Source organism: Thiosulfatihalobacter marinus (genome assembly GCF_016019955.1).
In the GTDB taxonomy this organism is placed as follows: domain Bacteria; phylum Pseudomonadota; class Alphaproteobacteria; order Rhodobacterales; family Rhodobacteraceae; genus Shimia; species Shimia marinus_A.
Map to the genome: position 1 here is coordinate 154,134 of NZ_JAECRZ010000004.1, position 17,836 is coordinate 171,969.

General features: G+C 65.1%; 22 protein-coding genes and 2 tRNA genes. 11 read left to right on the top strand and 13 right to left on the bottom strand.

The features are described from left to right. Positions 1-13 precede the first annotated feature (13 nt). The 3 genes from I3253_RS07895 to I3253_RS20595 form a co-directional block, all read right to left on the bottom strand. Positions 14-850 carry a glycosyltransferase family 2 protein gene (locus I3253_RS07895; protein ID WP_197917116.1) on the bottom strand — a complete coding sequence of 279 codons (837 nt, stop codon included), beginning with the start codon at positions 848-850 and terminating at the stop codon, positions 14-16. A gap of 6 nt (positions 851-856) precedes the next feature. Then, entirely contained in the window at positions 857-1,717 is an 861-nt protein-coding gene (locus tag I3253_RS07900) for a glycosyltransferase family 2 protein (RefSeq protein WP_197917117.1), read from the bottom strand. An 87-nt stretch (positions 1,718-1,804) separates the two neighbouring features. Beyond that, entirely contained in the window at positions 1,805-1,930 is a 126-nt protein-coding gene (locus tag I3253_RS20595) for a hypothetical protein (protein ID WP_269648386.1), read from the bottom strand. A 218-nt stretch (positions 1,931-2,148) separates the two neighbouring features. On the opposite strand from I3253_RS20595, the gene I3253_RS07905 reads away from it, so the two are divergent. Further along, a tRNA-Gly gene (locus I3253_RS07905) sits at positions 2,149-2,223 on the top strand. 154 nt (positions 2,224-2,377) lie between these two features. Further along, positions 2,378-2,452 (top strand) — tRNA-Gly (locus I3253_RS07910). 122 nt (positions 2,453-2,574) lie between these two features. Here I3253_RS07910 and I3253_RS07915 read toward each other — a convergent pair. The 3 genes from I3253_RS07915 to I3253_RS07925 all read right to left on the bottom strand — a co-directional run bounded on the left by I3253_RS07915 (position 2,575) and on the right by I3253_RS07925 (position 5,253). Further along, complete coding sequence (locus I3253_RS07915; protein WP_197917118.1) at positions 2,575-3,909, bottom strand: 8-oxoguanine deaminase; 1,335 nt, start codon at positions 3,907-3,909, stop codon at positions 2,575-2,577. Between the two features lie 120 nt (positions 3,910-4,029). Further along, positions 4,030-4,830, bottom strand: a complete 801-nt coding sequence (gene hisN, locus I3253_RS07920; protein ID WP_332255661.1) for a histidinol-phosphatase — start codon at positions 4,828-4,830, stop codon at positions 4,030-4,032. Between the two features lie 57 nt (positions 4,831-4,887). Next, positions 4,888-5,253, bottom strand: a complete 366-nt coding sequence (locus tag I3253_RS07925; protein ID WP_197917119.1) for a helix-turn-helix domain-containing protein — start codon at positions 5,251-5,253, stop codon at positions 4,888-4,890. A gap of 308 nt (positions 5,254-5,561) precedes the next feature. Between I3253_RS07925 and I3253_RS07930 the strand changes: the two genes are divergently transcribed. Continuing rightward, complete coding sequence (locus I3253_RS07930) at positions 5,562-6,524, top strand: NADPH:quinone oxidoreductase family protein (RefSeq protein WP_197917120.1); 963 nt, start codon at positions 5,562-5,564, stop codon at positions 6,522-6,524. 280 nt (positions 6,525-6,804) lie between these two features. On the opposite strand, the gene I3253_RS07935 is transcribed toward I3253_RS07930, so the two are convergent. Beyond that, on the bottom strand, positions 6,805-7,698 hold the full coding sequence (locus tag I3253_RS07935) for a LysR family transcriptional regulator (protein ID WP_197917121.1): 894 nt from the start codon (positions 7,696-7,698) through the stop codon (positions 6,805-6,807). 126 nt (positions 7,699-7,824) lie between these two features. Here I3253_RS07935 and I3253_RS07940 point away from each other — a divergent pair, with 126 nt between their 5' ends. Together I3253_RS07940 and I3253_RS07945 are read left to right on the top strand one after the other, a co-directional pair. Beyond that, positions 7,825-8,031, top strand: coding sequence for a DUF1127 domain-containing protein (locus I3253_RS07940; RefSeq protein ID WP_197917122.1), 207 nt, complete (start codon positions 7,825-7,827; stop codon positions 8,029-8,031). Positions 8,032-8,172: 141 nt separating this feature from the next. Beyond that, on the top strand, positions 8,173-8,910 hold the full coding sequence (locus I3253_RS07945) for a Bax inhibitor-1/YccA family protein (protein WP_197917123.1): 738 nt from the start codon (positions 8,173-8,175) through the stop codon (positions 8,908-8,910). Between the two features lie 72 nt (positions 8,911-8,982). On the opposite strand, the gene I3253_RS07950 is transcribed toward I3253_RS07945, so the two are convergent. The 3 genes from I3253_RS07950 to rpmG form a co-directional block, all read right to left on the bottom strand. Next, positions 8,983-9,288 carry a DUF4342 domain-containing protein gene (locus I3253_RS07950; RefSeq protein ID WP_197917124.1) on the bottom strand — a complete coding sequence of 102 codons (306 nt, stop codon included), beginning with the start codon at positions 9,286-9,288 and terminating at the stop codon, positions 8,983-8,985. 20 nt (positions 9,289-9,308) lie between these two features. Beyond that, the gene (locus I3253_RS07955) at positions 9,309-9,884 is read right to left on the bottom strand and encodes a GNAT family N-acetyltransferase (protein ID WP_197917125.1); all 576 of its coding nucleotides are present in this window, start codon (positions 9,882-9,884) and stop codon (positions 9,309-9,311) included. A gap of 112 nt (positions 9,885-9,996) precedes the next feature. Next, positions 9,997-10,164: a 50S ribosomal protein L33 gene (gene rpmG / locus I3253_RS07960; protein ID WP_007814563.1), complete on the bottom strand. Its 168-nt coding sequence runs from the start codon at positions 10,162-10,164 to the stop codon at positions 9,997-9,999. Between the two features lie 220 nt (positions 10,165-10,384). Between rpmG and I3253_RS07965 the strand changes: the two genes are divergently transcribed. Together I3253_RS07965 and I3253_RS07970 are read left to right on the top strand one after the other, a co-directional pair. Beyond that, entirely contained in the window at positions 10,385-11,419 is a 1,035-nt protein-coding gene (locus I3253_RS07965; protein WP_197917126.1) for an alkane 1-monooxygenase, read from the top strand. Between the two features lie 38 nt (positions 11,420-11,457). Continuing rightward, positions 11,458-11,859: a hypothetical protein gene (locus I3253_RS07970; protein WP_197917127.1), complete on the top strand. Its 402-nt coding sequence runs from the start codon at positions 11,458-11,460 to the stop codon at positions 11,857-11,859. Between the two features lie 76 nt (positions 11,860-11,935). On the opposite strand, the gene xseA is transcribed toward I3253_RS07970, so the two are convergent. Further along, positions 11,936-13,423: an exodeoxyribonuclease VII large subunit gene (gene xseA, locus I3253_RS07975; protein ID WP_197917128.1), complete on the bottom strand. Its 1,488-nt coding sequence runs from the start codon at positions 13,421-13,423 to the stop codon at positions 11,936-11,938. Between the two features lie 74 nt (positions 13,424-13,497). Here xseA and purD point away from each other — a divergent pair, with 74 nt between their 5' ends. Both purD and I3253_RS07985 read left to right on the top strand, forming a co-directional pair. After that, complete coding sequence (purD, locus tag I3253_RS07980) at positions 13,498-14,760, top strand: phosphoribosylamine--glycine ligase (RefSeq protein WP_197917129.1); 1,263 nt, start codon at positions 13,498-13,500, stop codon at positions 14,758-14,760. Positions 14,761-14,973: 213 nt separating this feature from the next. Beyond that, entirely contained in the window at positions 14,974-15,594 is a 621-nt protein-coding gene (locus tag I3253_RS07985; RefSeq protein ID WP_197917130.1) for a LuxR C-terminal-related transcriptional regulator, read from the top strand. 45 nt (positions 15,595-15,639) lie between these two features. Here I3253_RS07985 and I3253_RS07990 read toward each other — a convergent pair whose 3' ends face one another. After that, positions 15,640-16,338 (bottom strand): FG-GAP repeat domain-containing protein, encoded by a 699-nt coding sequence (locus I3253_RS07990; RefSeq protein WP_197917131.1) that lies wholly within the window; start codon positions 16,336-16,338, stop codon positions 15,640-15,642. Next, on the bottom strand, positions 16,338-16,661 hold the full coding sequence (locus tag I3253_RS07995; protein WP_197917132.1) for a 2Fe-2S iron-sulfur cluster-binding protein: 324 nt from the start codon (positions 16,659-16,661) through the stop codon (positions 16,338-16,340). Before I3253_RS07995 ends, I3253_RS07990 begins: the two co-directional genes overlap by 1 nt. A 126-nt stretch (positions 16,662-16,787) precedes the next feature. Here I3253_RS07995 and I3253_RS08000 point away from each other — a divergent pair, with 126 nt between their 5' ends. Next, positions 16,788-17,150: an OB-fold nucleic acid binding domain-containing protein gene (locus I3253_RS08000; RefSeq protein WP_197917133.1), complete on the top strand. Its 363-nt coding sequence runs from the start codon at positions 16,788-16,790 to the stop codon at positions 17,148-17,150. Positions 17,151-17,216: 66 nt separating this feature from the next. Then, the gene (locus I3253_RS08005) at positions 17,217-17,768 is read left to right on the top strand and encodes a peptidoglycan-binding domain-containing protein (protein ID WP_197917134.1); all 552 of its coding nucleotides are present in this window, start codon (positions 17,217-17,219) and stop codon (positions 17,766-17,768) included. Positions 17,769-17,836 lie beyond the last annotated feature (68 nt).

The following is a 17,836-nucleotide window of genomic DNA, read 5'->3' on the forward strand; positions in this document are numbered from 1 at the left end:
CGGCGGGGCGTGTTCAGGTCCAGATACCGTAGCGCGCTTGCAGGTATTCCACCGCGCCCCGGTTCTGGGCGCGCCGGTCCTGTCCCTGATGCGTGCCCAGATGCAGCGCATCCGAATGCGCCCCGCGCAGCAGGTCCGGCTCGCGCTGAAAGGCCGGCACCCAGATCGGCGTGCCTTTGACCGTGGCCATGCCCGACAGCCATACATCGTCCACGTGACGCGCCACGTCAGGTATGTCGAACACCTCGGGTGCAAAGAAATCGGGCCGCACCATCACACCCGCGTAGCCTTCGAAAATGTCGGCGTGCCCCGCCTTCCAATAGGCCCGCCGGCCGGGACCGATCAGCGGATAGTCCGGGTTGCGCGCCCGCCACCGGATCCACCAGCTGCGCAAGGCAAATTCCGGGTCCGTCGCGCGCCAATGCAGCCGCGCCCTTGGCAGGAACCCCGTGGGCGCCGCCGCCGGGTGATAGGATGTCACCGGCATCCCCGACAGCGCGATAACCGCGCCGGGCTGTTTGCGCCGCGCTTTCAGAAACGCCGCCGCCCAGCCGGGGCGGTAACACATGTCATCATCGCAGAACAGAATGTCGGTCTGCGTCCCGGCAAACTCGCGCAGCGCGTGCAACACCTTGCTGGCCGGGCCGAAATCCTCGTCAACGACGCGAATTTCAACGCCCCGGGGCACGTCGGGCAACGCCCCGTCCCAATCCGGGAACCGCCGGTACCGGCGCGGCAGGTACAACACGACCGCCTCGGGCGCGGGCCGCTGACGCACCAGCATCTCCAGCGTTGGCCGCATCAGCGCGAACCGGCTTGGAATGGTCGAAAGCGAAATGACATAGGACATGCGGCGCTAACTCCAGATCCCGTAGCGGTCCTGAAAATACCGCGCGGCCTCGTTGTTCAGCTGACGGCGCTTCTTGCCCCCGAATTCGGACCGGAACAGCGCCTCTTCATCCGAGTGGGCGGGCTTTTCAACGGGCGCAAGATACGGCTCGCGCAATCCGCCGATGATCCACACCCCGTGCCCCTTGCGCGCCATCTGCCCCGACAGCCAGACATCATCCACCGGCCAGGCGAAATCGGGGATATCAAACACCTCGTCGGGGAAAAACTCCGGACGCACCAGAACCCCCATCCAGCCCTCGGCCCCGTCGGCATAGCCCGCGCGCAGCACCCGCCGCCGATCCGGCTCGACATAATCGCGCCCGGTCAGACGGCACGACACCCGACGCAGCAGGGCGCGCAGGTGAAACCCGACATTGGTGATCTTCCACAGAAACAGCCGCCTTGGCCGCTTGTCGAACCGCCGTCTGCCGCCGCCCGGCGGCGCGAAATCCCACATCCCGCTGACCGCGATCGCGTCGCCGGGGCGGCGCGCGCGCGCCTTCAGCATCCGCTCGGCCAGCCAGGGGCGATACGCCTGATCGTCGTCGCAATACAGAATGTCGATGTCCTGCCCGGCAAAGTCGCGCAACGCGGGCAACAGCTTGGTCGCCGGCCCCCAATCTTCCCCAACCCAACGGATTTCAACACCTTCCGGCACCTCGGGCGGGGTACCGTCCCAGTCGGGAAAGCGGCGATAGCGCCGGTTCAGATACAGGATCACCCGCTCTGGCGGAACGCTCTGCGCCAGCAGGCTGCGCAGGGTCGAGTCAAGCTGGCCAAACCGGGGCGGCACCGATGTCAGGGTAATGATATATGACCGTGCCACGCCCATCCAAACCGCGATCGTCCCAGGAATGCCCTCTCCCTATCACGCCGCGTCAGACGGTCAAGCCTGTGCGGGCTTACCGACAGGTCACGGCGCTGCGCACTGTGCCACCGGTGCGTCGCAGGTCGCGGGGTGATCCTGCGCATCGGCCGAAACCACCATGCCAAGGCTGATCGCCACGACCAACGCCACAAGGCGCATATTCTGTGTCATCGTCTTCATCCCTCTGTCCCGCCGCGACCTCGCGCGCCGCGCATGGTGCCCGGATTTCGCGCGTTCCGGCGGGTTTCATGTTGTCGTCTTTCTCATGAAATCTCTTACGCAACCCATCGCGTATTCCGTCGTGAAGAGGACAATTTTTTTCCTCGGGTGATCATTTTACCTCTTGCGGCGCGGGGCGACTCTTTATATCTCACGCCTCACCCAAGGATGCGGGCGTAGCTCAGGGGTAGAGCATAACCTTGCCAAGGTTAGGGTCGGGCGTTCGAATCGCCTCGCCCGCTCCAATATCCTCCGGATGGAGGGACAGTGAAAAAGGCGCCGGGTTGAACCCCGGCGCCTTTTCATGTTTCGGACCCGTCCGCGCGTGCACAGCACCACCGCATTTTTCCTCTTGAAGTCCCCCCGCGCCGGGGCTATCTCACCCCTCATCCAAAGGGGGCGGGCGTAGCTCAGGGGTAGAGCATAACCTTGCCAAGGTTAGGGTCGGGCGTTCGAATCGCCTCGCCCGCTCCAATGGATCAAACCTCAGGGCGCACGGGAACCTTCCCTTGCGCCTTTTTGCATTCCAGCCGCATGTGTCACGTCACGGCGCAAGCCGTTCGCAGACGGCTGCCAGGCGGCATCGAATTCGCGCGTTACCCCGCCAGCTTCGCCGCCAGACTGGTCTGCCGCTCGATCACCCGCGCCAGATCGATCGTGATCACCTGTCCGTCGCGCACCACCTGACGCCCCTCGACAAACAGATCGCGCACCCGTGTCGGCCCCGCCAGCAACAGCGCCGCCTTGTCCCAGCTTCCGGCACTCTCCACACCCGACACGTCCCACAGGGCGATATCGGCGCGCTTGCCCACGGCGATCTGCCCGCAATCCGCGCGTCCCAGCACCGCCGCCCCGCCCCGCGTGGCGATCTCCAGCGCCTCGCGCGCGCTCATCGCGTCCGCGCCCCTGGCCACCCGCTGCAACAGCATCGCCAGGCGCGCCTCGGACACCAGGTTGCCCGCATCGTTGCTGGCCGAGCCATCCACACCCAGCCCCACTGGCACGCCCGCATCGCGCATCGCCCGCACCGGCGCGATGCCGCTGCCAAGGCGACAGTTCGAACATGGGCAATGCGCCACCCCGGTCCCGCTGCGCGCGAACAGGCCGATCTCCTGCCCGTCCAGCTTCACGCAATGCGCGTGCCACACATCCGGCCCCGTCCAGCCCAGATCCTCGGCATATTGTCCGGGACGACAGCCGAATTTCTCCAGCGAATAGGCGATGTCCTCGTCATTTTCGGCCAGATGCGTGTGTAGCATCACCCCCTTGTCGCGCGCCAGCAACGCCGCGTCCCGCATCAGATCGCGGCTCACCGAGAAGGGCGAACAGGGCGCAACGCCCACCCGCACCATCGCGCCCTCGCGCGCATCGTGATGCCGGTCGATGACACGCAGCGCATCCTCCAGGATATCCGCCTCCCGCTCGACCAGCATATCCGGCGGCAGCCCGCCGTCGCTTTGCCCGATGCTCATCGCACCGCGCGTTGGATGAAACCGCATCCCGATCTCGCGGGCCGCGTCGATCGTGTCATCCAGCCGCGCGCCGTTGGGATAAAGATACAGGTGATCCGAGGTCAGCGTACAGCCCGACAGCGCCAGTTCCGCCAGCCCCACCTGCGCCGATACGAACATCTCTTCCGGCCCGAACCGCGCCCAGATCGGATACAGCGTCTGCAACCAGCCAAACAACAGCGCATCCTGCCCGCCCGGCACCGCCCGCGTCAGGGTCTGGTACAAATGGTGATGGGTGTTGACCAGACCGGGCGTCACCACGCAGCCCGCCGCGCGCACCACCTCGCCGCCGCTTGTCCGATCCGCGCCGATCTCGGCGATCACGCCATCGCGGATACGGATATCGCACCCCGCCAGTTCACGGCGGTCATCGTCCATGGTCAGGACGGTTTCACAGGATTTCAGCAGAATTTCGGACATGGTCAGCCTTTCACACTTCACAAAGGCCCGATTCGGTTTTGAAGTGTGAAAGCCACCGGACAGAAAGCGGGCAAAGGACTCCGGCAACGCCTGTCAATTTAATCAGCGCGCGCGCCGGTTTCAATCAGGGAATTGCGAAAGCAGCTTCAGCGCTTCGGCGTGCAATTCGGGCGTCGCGGCGGCCAGGACCTGCCCACCCATATGCACCTTGCCACCCTGCCAGTCGGTCACGATCCCGCCCGCGGCCTCGATCACCGCAATCGGCGCCTGAATGTCATAGGCGTTCAGCCCGGCCTCGATCACCAGATCCACCTGCCCCGCCGCCACCAGAGCATAGGCATAGCAATCCATGCCATAGCGGGTCAGCCGCACCCGTTCCGCCACGGCTTCGAACGCGCGCCGTTCACCGGGCGTGCCGATTTCGGGAAAGGTGGTGAACAGGATCGCGTCTTCCAGCCGGTGCGTGCGCCGGGTTTCCAGCCTCCGCCGGCCCTGCGGGCCGGTCAGGTCCGCCACCCCAAGCCCGCCGGCAAATCGCTCGCCGATATAGGGCTGGTCGATCACGCCATAAAGCGGGCCGGTTGCATCCGACAGCGCAATCAGCACGCCCCAGGTGGGCGTGCCGCTGATGAAACCGCGCGTGCCGTCGATCGGATCCAGCACCCAGGTCAGGCCCGAGCTGCCCTCGCGCGCGCCGTATTCCTCGCCCAGGATGCCGTCCTGCGGGAATTCGCGCTCCAGCACATCCCGCATCGCCCGTTCCGCGGCGCGGTCCGCCACCGTGACCGGATCGAACCCGTCCGTCAGCTTGTTCTCCGCCGCCAGCCCCTGCGCACGAAAATGCGGCAGAATGGCAGAACGGGCGGCGTCTGCCATCACATCCGCCACCCGTTTGATTTTTTCAATATCGCTACGGTTCACTTGAATGCCCCTCGCCCCTGTCGGCCACCTCTGCGCTAGCCCAAGGGGGAAGAAAACTCAAGCTACGTCGCTTAAAACCCGTGCCAGTTCAAACAGGCGCCGCCGCTGGTTCTCCGGGATCGCGTAATACGACCGGACCAGATCCAGCGCTTCCTTGTCACCCATCAGGTCCGCGGGCACTTTCCTGGCAAGATCGCCTTCTTCAGCATCCAGGCCTTCGAAAAAGAAGCTTACGGGCACATCAAGCGCATCGGCAATATCCCAAAGCCGGGACGCGCTGACGCGGTTGGCCCCGGTTTCGTATTTCTGGATCTGCTGAAACTTGATTCCCACTTGCTCGGCCAGCTGCTGCTGCGTCATGCCGGTCAACCACCGGCGTTGCCGAATTCTCTTGCCTACATGCACGTCTACCGGGTGCGTCATCATACGACTCCTTGTTTTACCTTTTCTTCGGCCTTCGCCGAAACATGCGCCAGCTCCCAACACCCGGCGCATGCCCTGTTCTTGATGTCGCCGCGCATCCCTACAGCGATGCCCCACTTTAACAGCTTTGACCTTTCGTTCAAGGAATTTGATACAAGTCAGCCGTTAACCAAATAGCACACCATACAATCATGGCTTGTCCCGGAATTGTGACGCTGTGTCGCGAAACAGCCAAAGCGACTCTGCGGTTTTGACACCTGTTCCACCACTTGTGTACTCAAGGCGCATCACATCAGGAGTATGTCCCCATGCGCGCCTACCAGGTCACCACCCACGATTCGCCGCCCGCCATCCGCGATATTCCCACGCCCGAACCGGGCCGCGGCGAAATCCGCATCCGCATCCGCGCCTGCGCGCTGAATTTCGCGGATCTTCTGATGATCAAGGGCACCTATCAGGATATTCCGCCCCTGCCTTTCGTTCTGGGCATGGAGGTGGCGGGCGAGGTCGAGGCGCTGGGCCCCGATACACCCGGCCCCGCCATCGGCACCCGGGTCGTGGTGTTTGGCGGTCAGGGCGGGCTGGCCGAATATGGCTGCTATCCGGCCGCGCGCGCCGTGCCCTTGCCTGACGCCATGAGCTTTGAACACGCCGCCGCCTTTCCTGTCGCCTATGGCACAAGCCATGTGGCGCTGGAGTACCGGGCGCGCCTGCAACCGGGGGAAAACCTGCTGGTGCTGGGGGCGGCCGGCGGGATTGGTCTCACGGCGGTCGAGATCGGCAAGCTGATGGGCGCCAATGTCATCGCCTGCGCCCGCGGCGCCGACAAGCTGGAGGTGGCGCGCAAGATGGGGGCGGATCACCTGATCGACGCATCAACCGACGATATCCGCGCCGCCGTCAAGGCACTGGGCGGGGCCGATGTGGTCTATGATCCGGTGGGCGGCGATCAGTTCAAGGCGGCCTTTCGCGCCTGCCGCCCCGAAGCGCGCCTTCTGCCCATCGGGTTTGCCTCGGGCGACATTCCGCAAATCCCGGCCAATCACCTTCTGGTCAAGAACCTCACCGTGATGGGGCTTTACTGGGGCGGCTACATGGCCTTCAAACCCGCTGTCGTGACCGACAGCATGGCAACCCTGTTCCGCTGGTATGCCGAGGGCAGGATCAAGCCACATATCAGCCACGTGCTGCCGCTCGATCAGGCGGACGCGGCCTATGAGCTGCTGCGCAGCCGCAAATCCACCGGCAAGGTTGTGGTGACGGTCGACTAGGGTCAGGACCCATTAATCCTGCACCACTGGCGCCAAATCCACGAAATATCAGGGGTTTGGCGCGCGCCGGACATAGTGGCTCTATTTCCAAGCGTGCCAAGCCGCTGGGATGAAGTGGATTTGGCGTCCTGCGGATTTGACGGATTTGCCGCCTGACGTCCTTTCAATGCCTTGAAATAGAACCACTATTCCTGCGGCATTGTACGTAGTCAGACAGCAAATCTGTTAAACCAGTGGCGCAGGATTAATGGGTCCTGACCCTAGGTATTCAGCCCCGCAATCAGCCAACCGCGCCCAGCCGCACCAACGAGTCCTGTTGCGTGGCCAGCGGGCGAAACCCCTTGCGGATCAATCCGGCCAGATGGGCGACGGCATCGCCCTTGGCCGGGTTGCCGCCATACATGTTGATATATTGCTCGCCCAGATCGGGCAGCGCGCCGCCGTGCTCGATCACCTCCAGCTGCTGCGGCTCCGTGCCCTCGATCATCGCCCCGATCCCCAGATCGGCGGCAATCGTCGCCTCGACCGTGCGATCCGATTCCGTTTCCAGCGCGGATTCCCATTCGATCCCCGCCCGGTCCAGCGATCCGATGGCGCGGGCCCGGAACACGCATTGCCGCCCCGAGGCAAACTGGATCGGCCGCCGCCGCCAGCTCGCGCCCCCCGGCGCCCCGATCCAGACCAGCGGCAACCGGCACAGCCCTTCGGCGTTTTCCGGCTTTTCCGCCTCGGTGGTCAGGATCAGGTCCATTTCCCCCTTTTCATAATCCCGCTTCAGCGCCCGTGTAAAAGACGACACCAGATGCACCTTGACCCGCGGATAGGCGGCGCTGAACTGCTGCAACACCCTCGGAATGGCCGGATAAACGATGTCATGGGGAACCCCGAGCGAAATTTCCCCCTCGAACGCCTCATCGGTCAGGCGGCGCATGATCTCGTCATTCAGCGTCACCATCCGGCGCGCATAGCCCAGCATCTGCTCGCCCGCCGGGGTCAGCGCGATGCCGCGCCCGGTGCGGTCCAGCAGCGCCACGCCGATCAGTTCCTCAAGCCGCTTGAGCTGCATCGACACCGCCGATTGGGTCAGGTGCAGAAATCCGGCCGCCTTGGTCACACCGCCCATATCGGCCACGGCCACGAAACTGCGCAGGGTGGTCACGTCAAGATTTCGCATATCATCATGATCCTTGATGGATGACGTCACAAACATTCGTTTTCAATATAGATCACATTGCGCCATATACATCAAGTAATTTGATGAAACATGAGAAACCCATCGCAGATCAGGAAAGGACACCCCATGACCCTCCTCAGCACCCTCGGCCGCCATGTCGGCTTTTCGTTTGACACCGGCGCGATTGCCAAAGCCGTCGCCGTGCTGCGGCAGCGCCGTGCGCTGGCCCGGCTGGACGACGCCGCGCTGAAGGATCTGGGGCTGACGGCCGGCGATGTGAATGCCGAAATCCGGCGCCCGGTCTGGGATGTGCCCTCCAACTGGCGCGGTTAACCGGCAGATGCGGCGTGAACACTGAATTTCGTGTATCACGCCGCTTGTTGTCCTTGAAAAGCGCCGCCACCTCACCGATATTCAGTTCTGACGGCTGCCTGAGGGATCGGGTGGCCCAAAAGTTCAATATCGGAGGCTTGAATGGCTGAATTTGACACAATCCGGAGCGGCGCTGGTACGCGCGCGGCCGAGATTGACGCAGGGCTTCGCGCCCATATGAACAAGGTCTACAGCACCATGTCCGTGGGCATGTTGCTGACATTTGCCGTGGCCTGGGCCGTGGGCACAAGCCCGTCGCTGCTGGGCATGTTCCGCGATCCGATCACGCTTCAGCCCAATATCCTGGGCTGGATCGTGATGTTTGCACCGCTGGGCATGATCTTTGGCTTCGGCGCGGCAATCAACCGCCTTTCGGCAGCGGGTGCGCAACTGTTCTTCTATGCGTTTGCCGCTGTCATGGGCCTGTCGCTGGCGTGGATCTTCGTTGCTTTCACCGGCTTCTCGATCGCGCAGGTGTTCCTTGTCACCTCGATCGCCTTCGCCGGCCTGTCGCTGTGGGGCTACACCACGAAAAAGGACATCTCCGGCTGGGGATCGTTCCTGATCATGGGTGTGATCGGTATCCTGGTGGCGTCGATCATCAACATCTTCCTGGGCTCGCCCGCGATCATGTTCGCGATCTCGATCCTGGGTGTGCTGATCTTCGCCGGGCTTACCGCCTATGACACGCAGAAGATCAAGAATACCTACCTGGAACACGCCCATAGCGGCGACAGCGAATGGTTGGGCAAGGCCGCGATCATGGGGGCACTGAACCTCTATCTCGACTTCATCAACATGTTCATGTTCCTGCTGCAACTGCTTGGCAACCGGGAATAAAGCCGCAACAACGGCAAAACATCCGGGCCGGTCCTTTGGGACCGGCCCTTTGCTTTTTTGACCCTGCGTCCGTCAGGACGGGGCGTCATCATCCGCCTCGGGCGGGGTGTCGCGCACGATCTCGATCTTCACCTTGGTCACAAACGCCGCCAAAGCGCCCACAATGGCCAGGATCGGTGCCGCAAGCACCACCGCGCCGCCGGCAATCGCGCCCACGGTCAGCGGAATGTCCACCGCGATATCGCCATCCGGCTCGTAGATGCGGATGCGGCGCACCTTGCCTTCGGCGGCCAGACGCTTCACCTCTTCCACCAGCTTTTCGCCCGCCACCTCGATCTCTTCGATCCAGTCCGGGCGCTTGTTGTCCTTGCCTGACATGGCAGTCTCCTTCTCACCTGTCACCGCGCCGATCCTACCCCATCCGGCGCCCCGGCGGCATGATACAGGTCATCATCGCCAGTCCCGGCAAGATCCCGCGCCATCTGCACCGCCGGGAAATGCACCCCCGGCGCCAGCGTCAGCTCGACCTCGCCCTGTTCGTGAAATCCCATCGCCGCATAGAACCGGCGCGCGGTCAGCGTGCTCATGCAGGTCATCCGCGTGATGCCCTGCGCCCACGCCGATGCACAGCTGTGGCGCAGCAAAGCCCGCGCCACGCCCCGGCGCAACCAGCCCGGATCGGTCGCCATGTGGCGCATGTGGCCCTGTCCGGTCCCCGACACCCCCCGCGTCGGGCTTATGTCGGTCCAGCCGCCCGCCCCCACCACAGCCCCGCTCTGACAACAGACCGCCACGAAATAGGTGCCACAGGCCAACAGCGCGGGCTGGGCCGTGGTGATCACCGGCAACGCGTCGCGCAACAGGCGCGGCGCGTAATCGCGCGGCAGGAGCCGCGGGTAAGAGCGGCGAAACAGCTGCGTGACCTGCAACCGGTCATCCGGTGTGGCGGGGCGGATTTGAAAAAGGTCCGGCATGTCGTGTCCTGCAAGGTCCAGGTGGCAAATGCGGGGCGCGACAAGGGAGAAATGCAAAAAGCCGCGCCCATTTTTCGGGGCGCGGCTTTTGCTGTGTCATCAAGGGGCGATCTTACTTGATCTTGCCTTCCTTGTACTCGACATGCTTGCGCACCACCGGATCGTACTTTCGTACGACCATCTTTTCGGTCATGGTGCGTGCGTTTTTCTTGGTCACGTAGAAATGGCCCGTGCCCGCGGTCGAGTTCAGACGGATCTTGATGGTCGTCGGCTTCGCCATTTGTCTTCTCCTGCGCCGGGGCAGACAGCACCGCCCCGTGAAATCTCATGAAGCCTGCCTTTTACCGATGCCCGCCCCCGAGTCAATGGGGGTTTCCAAGAAACTTTGCAGTTGCGGAAAATTCTGGCTTGCTGCCGTGCCGTCAATGCGCGCGCCCGGCTTGAGTCATCCGCCGACTTATGGGCAAATGGCGCCGAGACCTGCCACATGGGGCGCCCGGATGCTCTGGTTCACACTTGCAACAACCCTGCCTGTCGCCTTGCTGAGCGCCGCCGCACTGTTGGGCGGCGTCTGGCCGGTGGCGGCCCTGGCCTATCTGACGGTGCTGACCTTTTCGCTGGACCTGCTGATCCACGGCGCCGTGGCCCGGCGCGGCGCGGATGGCGAATTTCCCTCGGGTTCGGCGCTGTCGGTTTTTCTGGGTCTGGCGCATGTCCCGCTGCTGGTGCTGGCGGTCATGGCGCTGTCGGGCGCGACCGGACAGGGCTGGGGCGAACGGCTGGTTGGCTTTGTGGCGTTCGGCATGTTCTTTGGCCAGGTCAGCAATGCCAACGCCCATGAGCTGATTCACCGGCAGGCGCGCTGGCCGCGACGGCTGGGCCAGCTTGTCTATGTCAGCCTGCTGTTCGGCCACCATACATCGGCCCATACCCGAGTGCATCATGTCTGGGTCGCCACGCCCAACGACCCCAACAGCCCGCGCCCCGGTGAAGGGTTTTACCGGTTCTGGCCGCGCGCCTGGATCGGCTCGTTCCGCGCCGGGCTGCGCGCCGAAACCGCCCTGCGCGCCCGCGTCACGCCGCCGCCCCCGGCCTGGACCCACCCCTATGTCGGCTATGTCGGCGGCGCGCTGGCTACGCTGGCGCTGGCGCTCTGGCTCTTTGGCCCTGCGGGCCTCCTCGCGCTGATCGCCATCACCGCCTATGCGCAGATGCAGCTTCTGGTTTCCGACTATGTACAGCATTACGGCCTGCACCGCGCGACCCTGCCCAACGGACGGCCCGAGCCGGTGTCCCCCGCCCATAGCTGGAACGCACCGCATTTCTTTTCCTCGGCGTTGATGCTGAACGCGCCGCGCCATTCCGATCACCACATGCACCCGCTGCGCCCCTACCCGTCGCTGCGGCTGGACAGCGCCACCATGCCCGTCCTGCCCCGGTCGCTGCCGGCCATGGGCGCGCTGGCCCTGTGCCCGCCGCTCTGGCGCCGGGTGATGGACCCGCGCGTGGCGCGCCTGGGCCGGTCACGGGATTGAGACTGGCGCGCGCGCCGATCCTTTGGCAGCATGGTGGCATGAAACAGTTGCTCCTGTCCGCCTGCCTTCTGGCCGGTTCTGCCGCCGCGCAAACCGCGCAATCAACGATGAGCGCGGCCGAATTCGAAGCCTACACAACTGGCAAAACCCTGTTCTTTGCCGCCGACGGGCGCCGCTATGGTGTTGAGGAATATCTCCCCGACCGCCGTGTGCGCTGGTCATTCCTGGACGGCCAGTGCAAGGATGGGCGCTGGTTTGCCCGGGGGCGGCAGATCTGCTTTGTCTATGACGACACCCCCGGCCCGCAATGCTGGAGCTTTTTTCTGGAGGCCGGGGGCCTGACCGCCCGGTTCGAAAGCGACCCCGATGGCCGGGTACTGTATGAGGTCGAGGCCAGCGGCGAGGAGATGCTTTGCCTTGGTCCCGAAGTGGGTGTCTGAGCCGGTTGAGGGGCGCTGCCCCGCCGCGCGCGGGCGCGCGACTCCCCAGAGTATTTTCGGAACATTGAAAGCCGGATCAGAACAGGCTGCCCTGTCCGGGTGACGGTTTCGGTTTCGGCGCGGCCGAAGGCGCCTTTCTTGGGGCGGCCGGTGAGAAGGTGTCATCGGCGAACACGATCTCGATCTTGTCGGCCTTGCGCGCGGCCGCCGCGGTTTTCACCAGCGCCCCGTCCCCCCGGACCACCGCGTAGCCGCGGTCCAGTGTTGCCTTGTAGCTCAGGGTCTCGTTCATCCGGCCAAGTGCCGCCAGCTTGTCGCGCGGGGCTTGGATGCGCCGCTGTGTTGCCTCGTCCAGCCGCCGCGCCAGATCGCCCAGCCGGTCCTTGCGCCGATCAATCTCGCGCGTCAGGGTTTCGGGGCGCAGCCGGTCGCCGCGCCGCCCCAGCGCCTCGCGTTTGTTCCCGATCATCCGCGTCAGAGTGCTTGCGCGCAGCAGACCGCCAGCTTCGCTCAGCGCCACCTTGCGCGTCTGCACCCCCGCCACCAGCGCGCGCGGCAACCGGTCCGACGCCTCGTCCAGCCGCTGGCGCGGTGTCTGCAACAGCGCGTCCCGGCGCGGCAGGGCGCGCGCCACGTCCCGAAGCCGCTGACCGCGCAGGGCAACGGCGCTGCCCGCGCTGCGGGTCAGCCGGGCGCCTTGTTCCCCGACCCAGGCCAGCAGGTCCATGCGTACCGGCACCGCCAGTTCCGCCGCCGCCGTGGGTGTCGGGGCGCGCTTGTCCGAGACGAAATCGATCAGCGTCGTGTCGGTTTCGTGCCCCACCGCCGAGATCAGTGGAATGTCACTGGCCGCCGCCGCGCGCGCGACACTCTCTTCGTTGAACCCCCACAGATCCTCGATCGAGCCGCCCCCGCGCGCCACGATCAAAAGGTCAGGCCGGGGCAGCGCACCGCCCGGTGCCAGCGCGTTGAAGCCCCTGATCGCGCGCGCCACCTGCGGCGCGCATTGATCGCCTTGCACCGCCACCGGCCAGATCAGCACCTTGCGGGGAAACCGGTCGCGCAGCCGGTGCAGGATATCGCGGATCACCGCGCCGCTGGGCGATGTCACCACGCCGATGATCTCGGGCAGGAACGGCAGCGGCTGCTTGCGCTCGGGCGCGAACAGGCCTTCGGCGGCCAGCGCCTTCTTGCGCTTTTCCAGCATCGCCATCAGCGCGCCTTCGCCTGCCACGGCAACGTCATCCACGTTGATCTGATACTTGGACTGGCTGCCGAATGTGGTCAGCTTGCCGGTGACGATCACCTCCATACCCTCTTCGGGCAGGATCGACAGACGGCTCACCTGCCCCTTCCAGCTGACCGCCGCCAGCACCGAACGGTCATCCTTGAGGTCGAAATACAAATGCCCCGACCGCGCCAGCATCACGCGCCCCACCTCGCCGCGCACCCGCACCCGGCCGAACGCGCCCTCGATGGTACGTTTCAGCGCGCCGGAAATGTCCGAAACACTAAATTCAGGGGCGTTTTCGCCCGCAACGGGATCATCGATCAGGTCCGACATCTGGCCTCGCTTGTCTCTCTGCGCGCCACAGCTTAGAACGCGCGGGAAGCAAGGCCAAGCAGAAGGGTGCCCCAATGAACATTCTCATTCTCGGCAGCGGCGGACGCGAACATGCGCTGGCATGGGCCGTCCTGCAAAACCCCAAATGCGACAAGCTGATCGTCGCGCCGGGCAATGCCGGGATCGACCAGATTGCCGATTGCGCCAGCTTCGACATCGAGGACGGCAGCGCGGTTGTCAGCTTCGCGGAAGCCAACGCCATCGATTTCGTGATCGTCGGCCCCGAAGCGCCGCTTGCCGCCGGCATTGCCGACCGCCTGCGCGAGGCGGGCATCCTGGTCTTTGGCCCCTCTGCCGCCGCCGCCCGGCTCGAAGCCTCCAAAAGCTTCACCAAGGAAATCTGCGACGCCGCCAATGCCCCCACCGCCGCCTATGGCCATTTCACCGATGCACAGGCCGCCAGGGACTACATCCGCCAACAGGGCGCGCCCATCGTGGTCAAGGCCGACGGGCTGGCCGCCGGCAAGGGCGTGATCGTGGCAATGGACGAACAAACCGCGCTGGACGCGATCGACGACATGTTCGGCGGCGCCTTTGGCGGCGCCGGCGCCGAAGTGGTGATCGAGGAATTCATGGAAGGCGAAGAGGCCTCCTTCTTCATCCTCTGCGACGGCAAGACCGCCCTGCCCATCGGCACCGCGCAGGATCACAAACGTGTCGGCGAAGGCGATACCGGGCCGAACACCGGCGGCATGGGTGCCTATTCCCCGGCCCCCGTGCTGACCGACGAGATCGCACAAAAAGCCCTGGATCAGATCGTCCAACCCACGATCGATGAAATGGCGCGGCGCGGCACCCCCTACCAGGGCGTGCTGTATGTCGGCCTGATGATCAAGGACGGCCAGCCGCGCCTTGTCGAATACAACGTGCGTTTCGGCGATCCGGAATGCCAGGTGCTGATGATGCGCCTTGGCGCACAGGCGATGGACCTGTTGCATTCCGCCGCCGAAGAACGCCTTGCCTCGACCCGGGTCAACTGGGCCGACGATCACGCCATCACCGTGGTCATGGCCGCCAACGGCTATCCCGGCGCCTATGAAAAAGGCAGCGTGATCAACGGGCTGGATGCCCTTCCCGAAGACAGCCGCAACATGGTGTTCCATTCCGGCACCACCGCGGCCGGCGGCGCCATCACCGCCACAGGCGGGCGCGTGCTGAACGTCACGGCACGCGGCGACAGCCTGCAAGAGGCCCGCGACCGCGCCTATGCCATGGTGGATGCCATAGACTGGCCCGGCGGCTTCTTCCGGCGCGATATCGGCTGGCGGGCACTCTGAGCCGGCCACGCCCGGCCCCGCTTTCATTGTTCCCGAAATACTCCGGGGAGTCGCGCGCCTGCGCGCGGCGGGGCAGCGCCCCTCAACCGCCCCTCGCGCGCCACCGCCGCTGACCCACCCCACCCCAGACCGCTCACCCGGCGCAAATCGATTGCCACCCCTGCCCGCGCATACTACCTTGCCGGCCAGGGGACCATTTGCGGAGTTTGAAAGATGACCGACCAGCCTTCGGTCGAAAACGCCTACCGGTCAGGCGACTTCACCGATCTGGCCTTTCACTTCGTGCCGGTCGGCATCGTCGTCACCGAAAACCGCGTGATCCGCGACTGCAACCAGACCTTCGCCGGCATGTTCGGCTATACGCGCGCCGCTCTGCGCGACCAGACCTTCGCCATTCTCTATCCCAGCCAGGAGGAATTCGCCAATATCCGCAATCGCGGCGTCGATTGCCTGCGCGAGGGCGGCATCTACTGGGACGAACGGGTGATGATGCGCCGGGGCGGCGATCTCTTCTGGTGCCGGGTGCGCGGCCACACATTCACCCCCGCCGACCCGCTGATGCGCGCGGTCTGGAGCTTTGCCGACCTTTCCGAAACCCGCCCCTACCAGCATCTCACCCGGCGCGAACGCGAGGTGTTCTCGCTGATGAGCGAAGGCATGACCTCCAAGGAAATCGCCAAGGTGCTGGACATGTCCAACCGCACCGTCGAAGTGCACCGCGCCAAGCTGTTGAAGAAATTCGGCGCCACCAACACCGCCGCCCTGTTCCAGTCCCTCGGCGCGATCAGCGGCGAACATGTGATCAATGCCGGGCACCAGTTCTCGCCCCGCTGACCCCCGCACGTCCCCGACGGCCAGACCGGATCCGGATCCCCCGGATCAGTCGCGGCACGCCACAGCGTCCGCCAGGCTCTCCGGCCCGGCAAACGGACCGGCCGCGCGGCTTTCGATGCGCCCGCCCCTGTAGGTCGTGATCATCACCCGCCGCCAATCCGCATCCGCGCTCACGATCTCGGGGCCGGTGCCGCAATCGCGGATCCCGCCCGAAATGAAATCCTCGCCGATCCGGTGATTGGTCAGCCCCCCGCGCTCGGCCAAGGGCACCAGCGCGCCATCGTCGAACCGCCAGATGCGCAGGATCCTGGCCAGGTGGGGCCGGTCGATATAGGCCAGCTCGATCTTGCCATCGCCGTCCAGATCCGCCGCGCCAAGCGGCGCCAGCCAGCGGTTGGAGCGCCCGATATGCGGTGTCGCCGCGATCAGCCCGTCCACGCCATACACCGCCAGCCGAGCCCCCCGGGTCAGGCTGCTCTCGACGGTGATCACCTCGGGCGCGCCATCCCCGTCCACATCCGCCAGACGCGGCGCAATATCCTCGAACACAGAGCTTTCCGGCAAGGTCAGCGTCACCCGCCTGCCATCCGTCATCTCCATCTCCAGCGCGCCATATTCAATGGCATCGCCCAGAACACCATGCGCATAGCGCGTGGTCGGCTCCAGGTAACGCGCCGAAACGATCCCGGCGGCCGCCGGGCCAGAGGCCAGAAGCGCGGCCAGTATCAGGGCCGCGCCCCGCATCAGATCTGCTTTTCGGGCATCTGCACGATCAACCCGTCCAACGCGTCCGTCACCTTCACCTGGCAGGTCAGGCGCGAGCGCACCGGGTCGGGCTGGTAGGCGAAATCCAGCATGTCCTCTTCCATGTCGTCCCGGACAGGCAGCTTTTCCACCCAGTCGGGATGCACATAGACATGACAGGTGGAACAGGCGCAGGCGCCGCCGCAATCGGCCTCGATGCCGGGAATATTGTTGTCACGCGCGCCTTCCATCACGGTCAGGCCACTGGCCACCTCAACCGTGTGTTCGGTTCCGTTGTGCTCGACATAGGTGATCTTGGCCATGCCTTCGGGCTCCTTCTCAAATCCGTCCGCATCTACCTAGTGATGCTGCCCCCGCCCTGCCAGCCCCTTTTGCGACAAACGCCATGCAACCTTGCGACAAATCTCAAATGTTCTATATTTGTTCCCATGCATGTCGCCCCATATGATACCTGGCCCCGCCCGCCCTCGGCCCTCACGGCCAACCGGCTGGCCGACCCGCCCAACGGCGCCCGCGTCACCGTGGCCGGGCTGGTGATTCTGCGCCAGCGCCCCGGCACCGCCAAGGGGGTGATCTTTCTCACGCTCGAAGATGAAACCGGCGTCGTGAACGTGATCGTCTGGCGCAGCCTCTATGAACAGTTCCGCCGCGCCGTGATCGCCGGGCGGCTGTTGCGCGTCACCGGGCGCCTCCAGCGGGAAAACAGCGTCACCCACGTGATTGCCGAACGGGTCGAGGATATTTCGCCAATGCTCGACACCCTTTTGCACCCCGCCCGCCCCGCGCCGTGACCAAAGGCTTTTGACGACGCGCAAAACCGGTTACAAAGGGGCAAACACGCAACCGAGGCCCGAGCAATGCCCCCGCGATCCGCATCCCTTCCGGCCCTGGCCCTGCTGGCCCTGCTGGCACTAGGCGCCTGCCAGCAACCGATCGCGGACGTGCCCTATATCGCCGCCCTGAGCGAACCCCGCATCATCCGCGCCGAGGATGCCGACGCACCACCCAATGCCCGCCCTGGCAGCTGCTGGGGGCGCGACGTGACCCCGGCGGTGCTGGAAACCGTGACCGAACAGATCATCGTGCAGCCCGCCGAAGTGCTGGATGACGGCACTGTCCTGTCCCAGGCCATCTACCGCACCGAAACCCAGCAACGCATTGTCCGGGAACGGCGCGAAACCTGGTTCGAAACCCCCTGCGCCGAGGTCTGGACCGCCGAATTCACCGGCTCGCTGCAACGCGCGCTTCGGGCGCGCGGGCTGTTCTACGGTCCGATCACCGGCCTTAGCGATGCCCGCACCCGCGCCGCCATCCGCCGCTATCAAAAGGCCGGCGGGCTGGACAGCGCGATCCTCTCGCTGGAAAGCGCGCGTCGCCTGGGGCTGATCGCGGTCCCGCGCGACAGCTGACCCCGCCTCGCTGACAAAAAAATGGCGCCCCGGCATTCAGCCGGGGCGCCCGCGTCTTGTCCTGACTG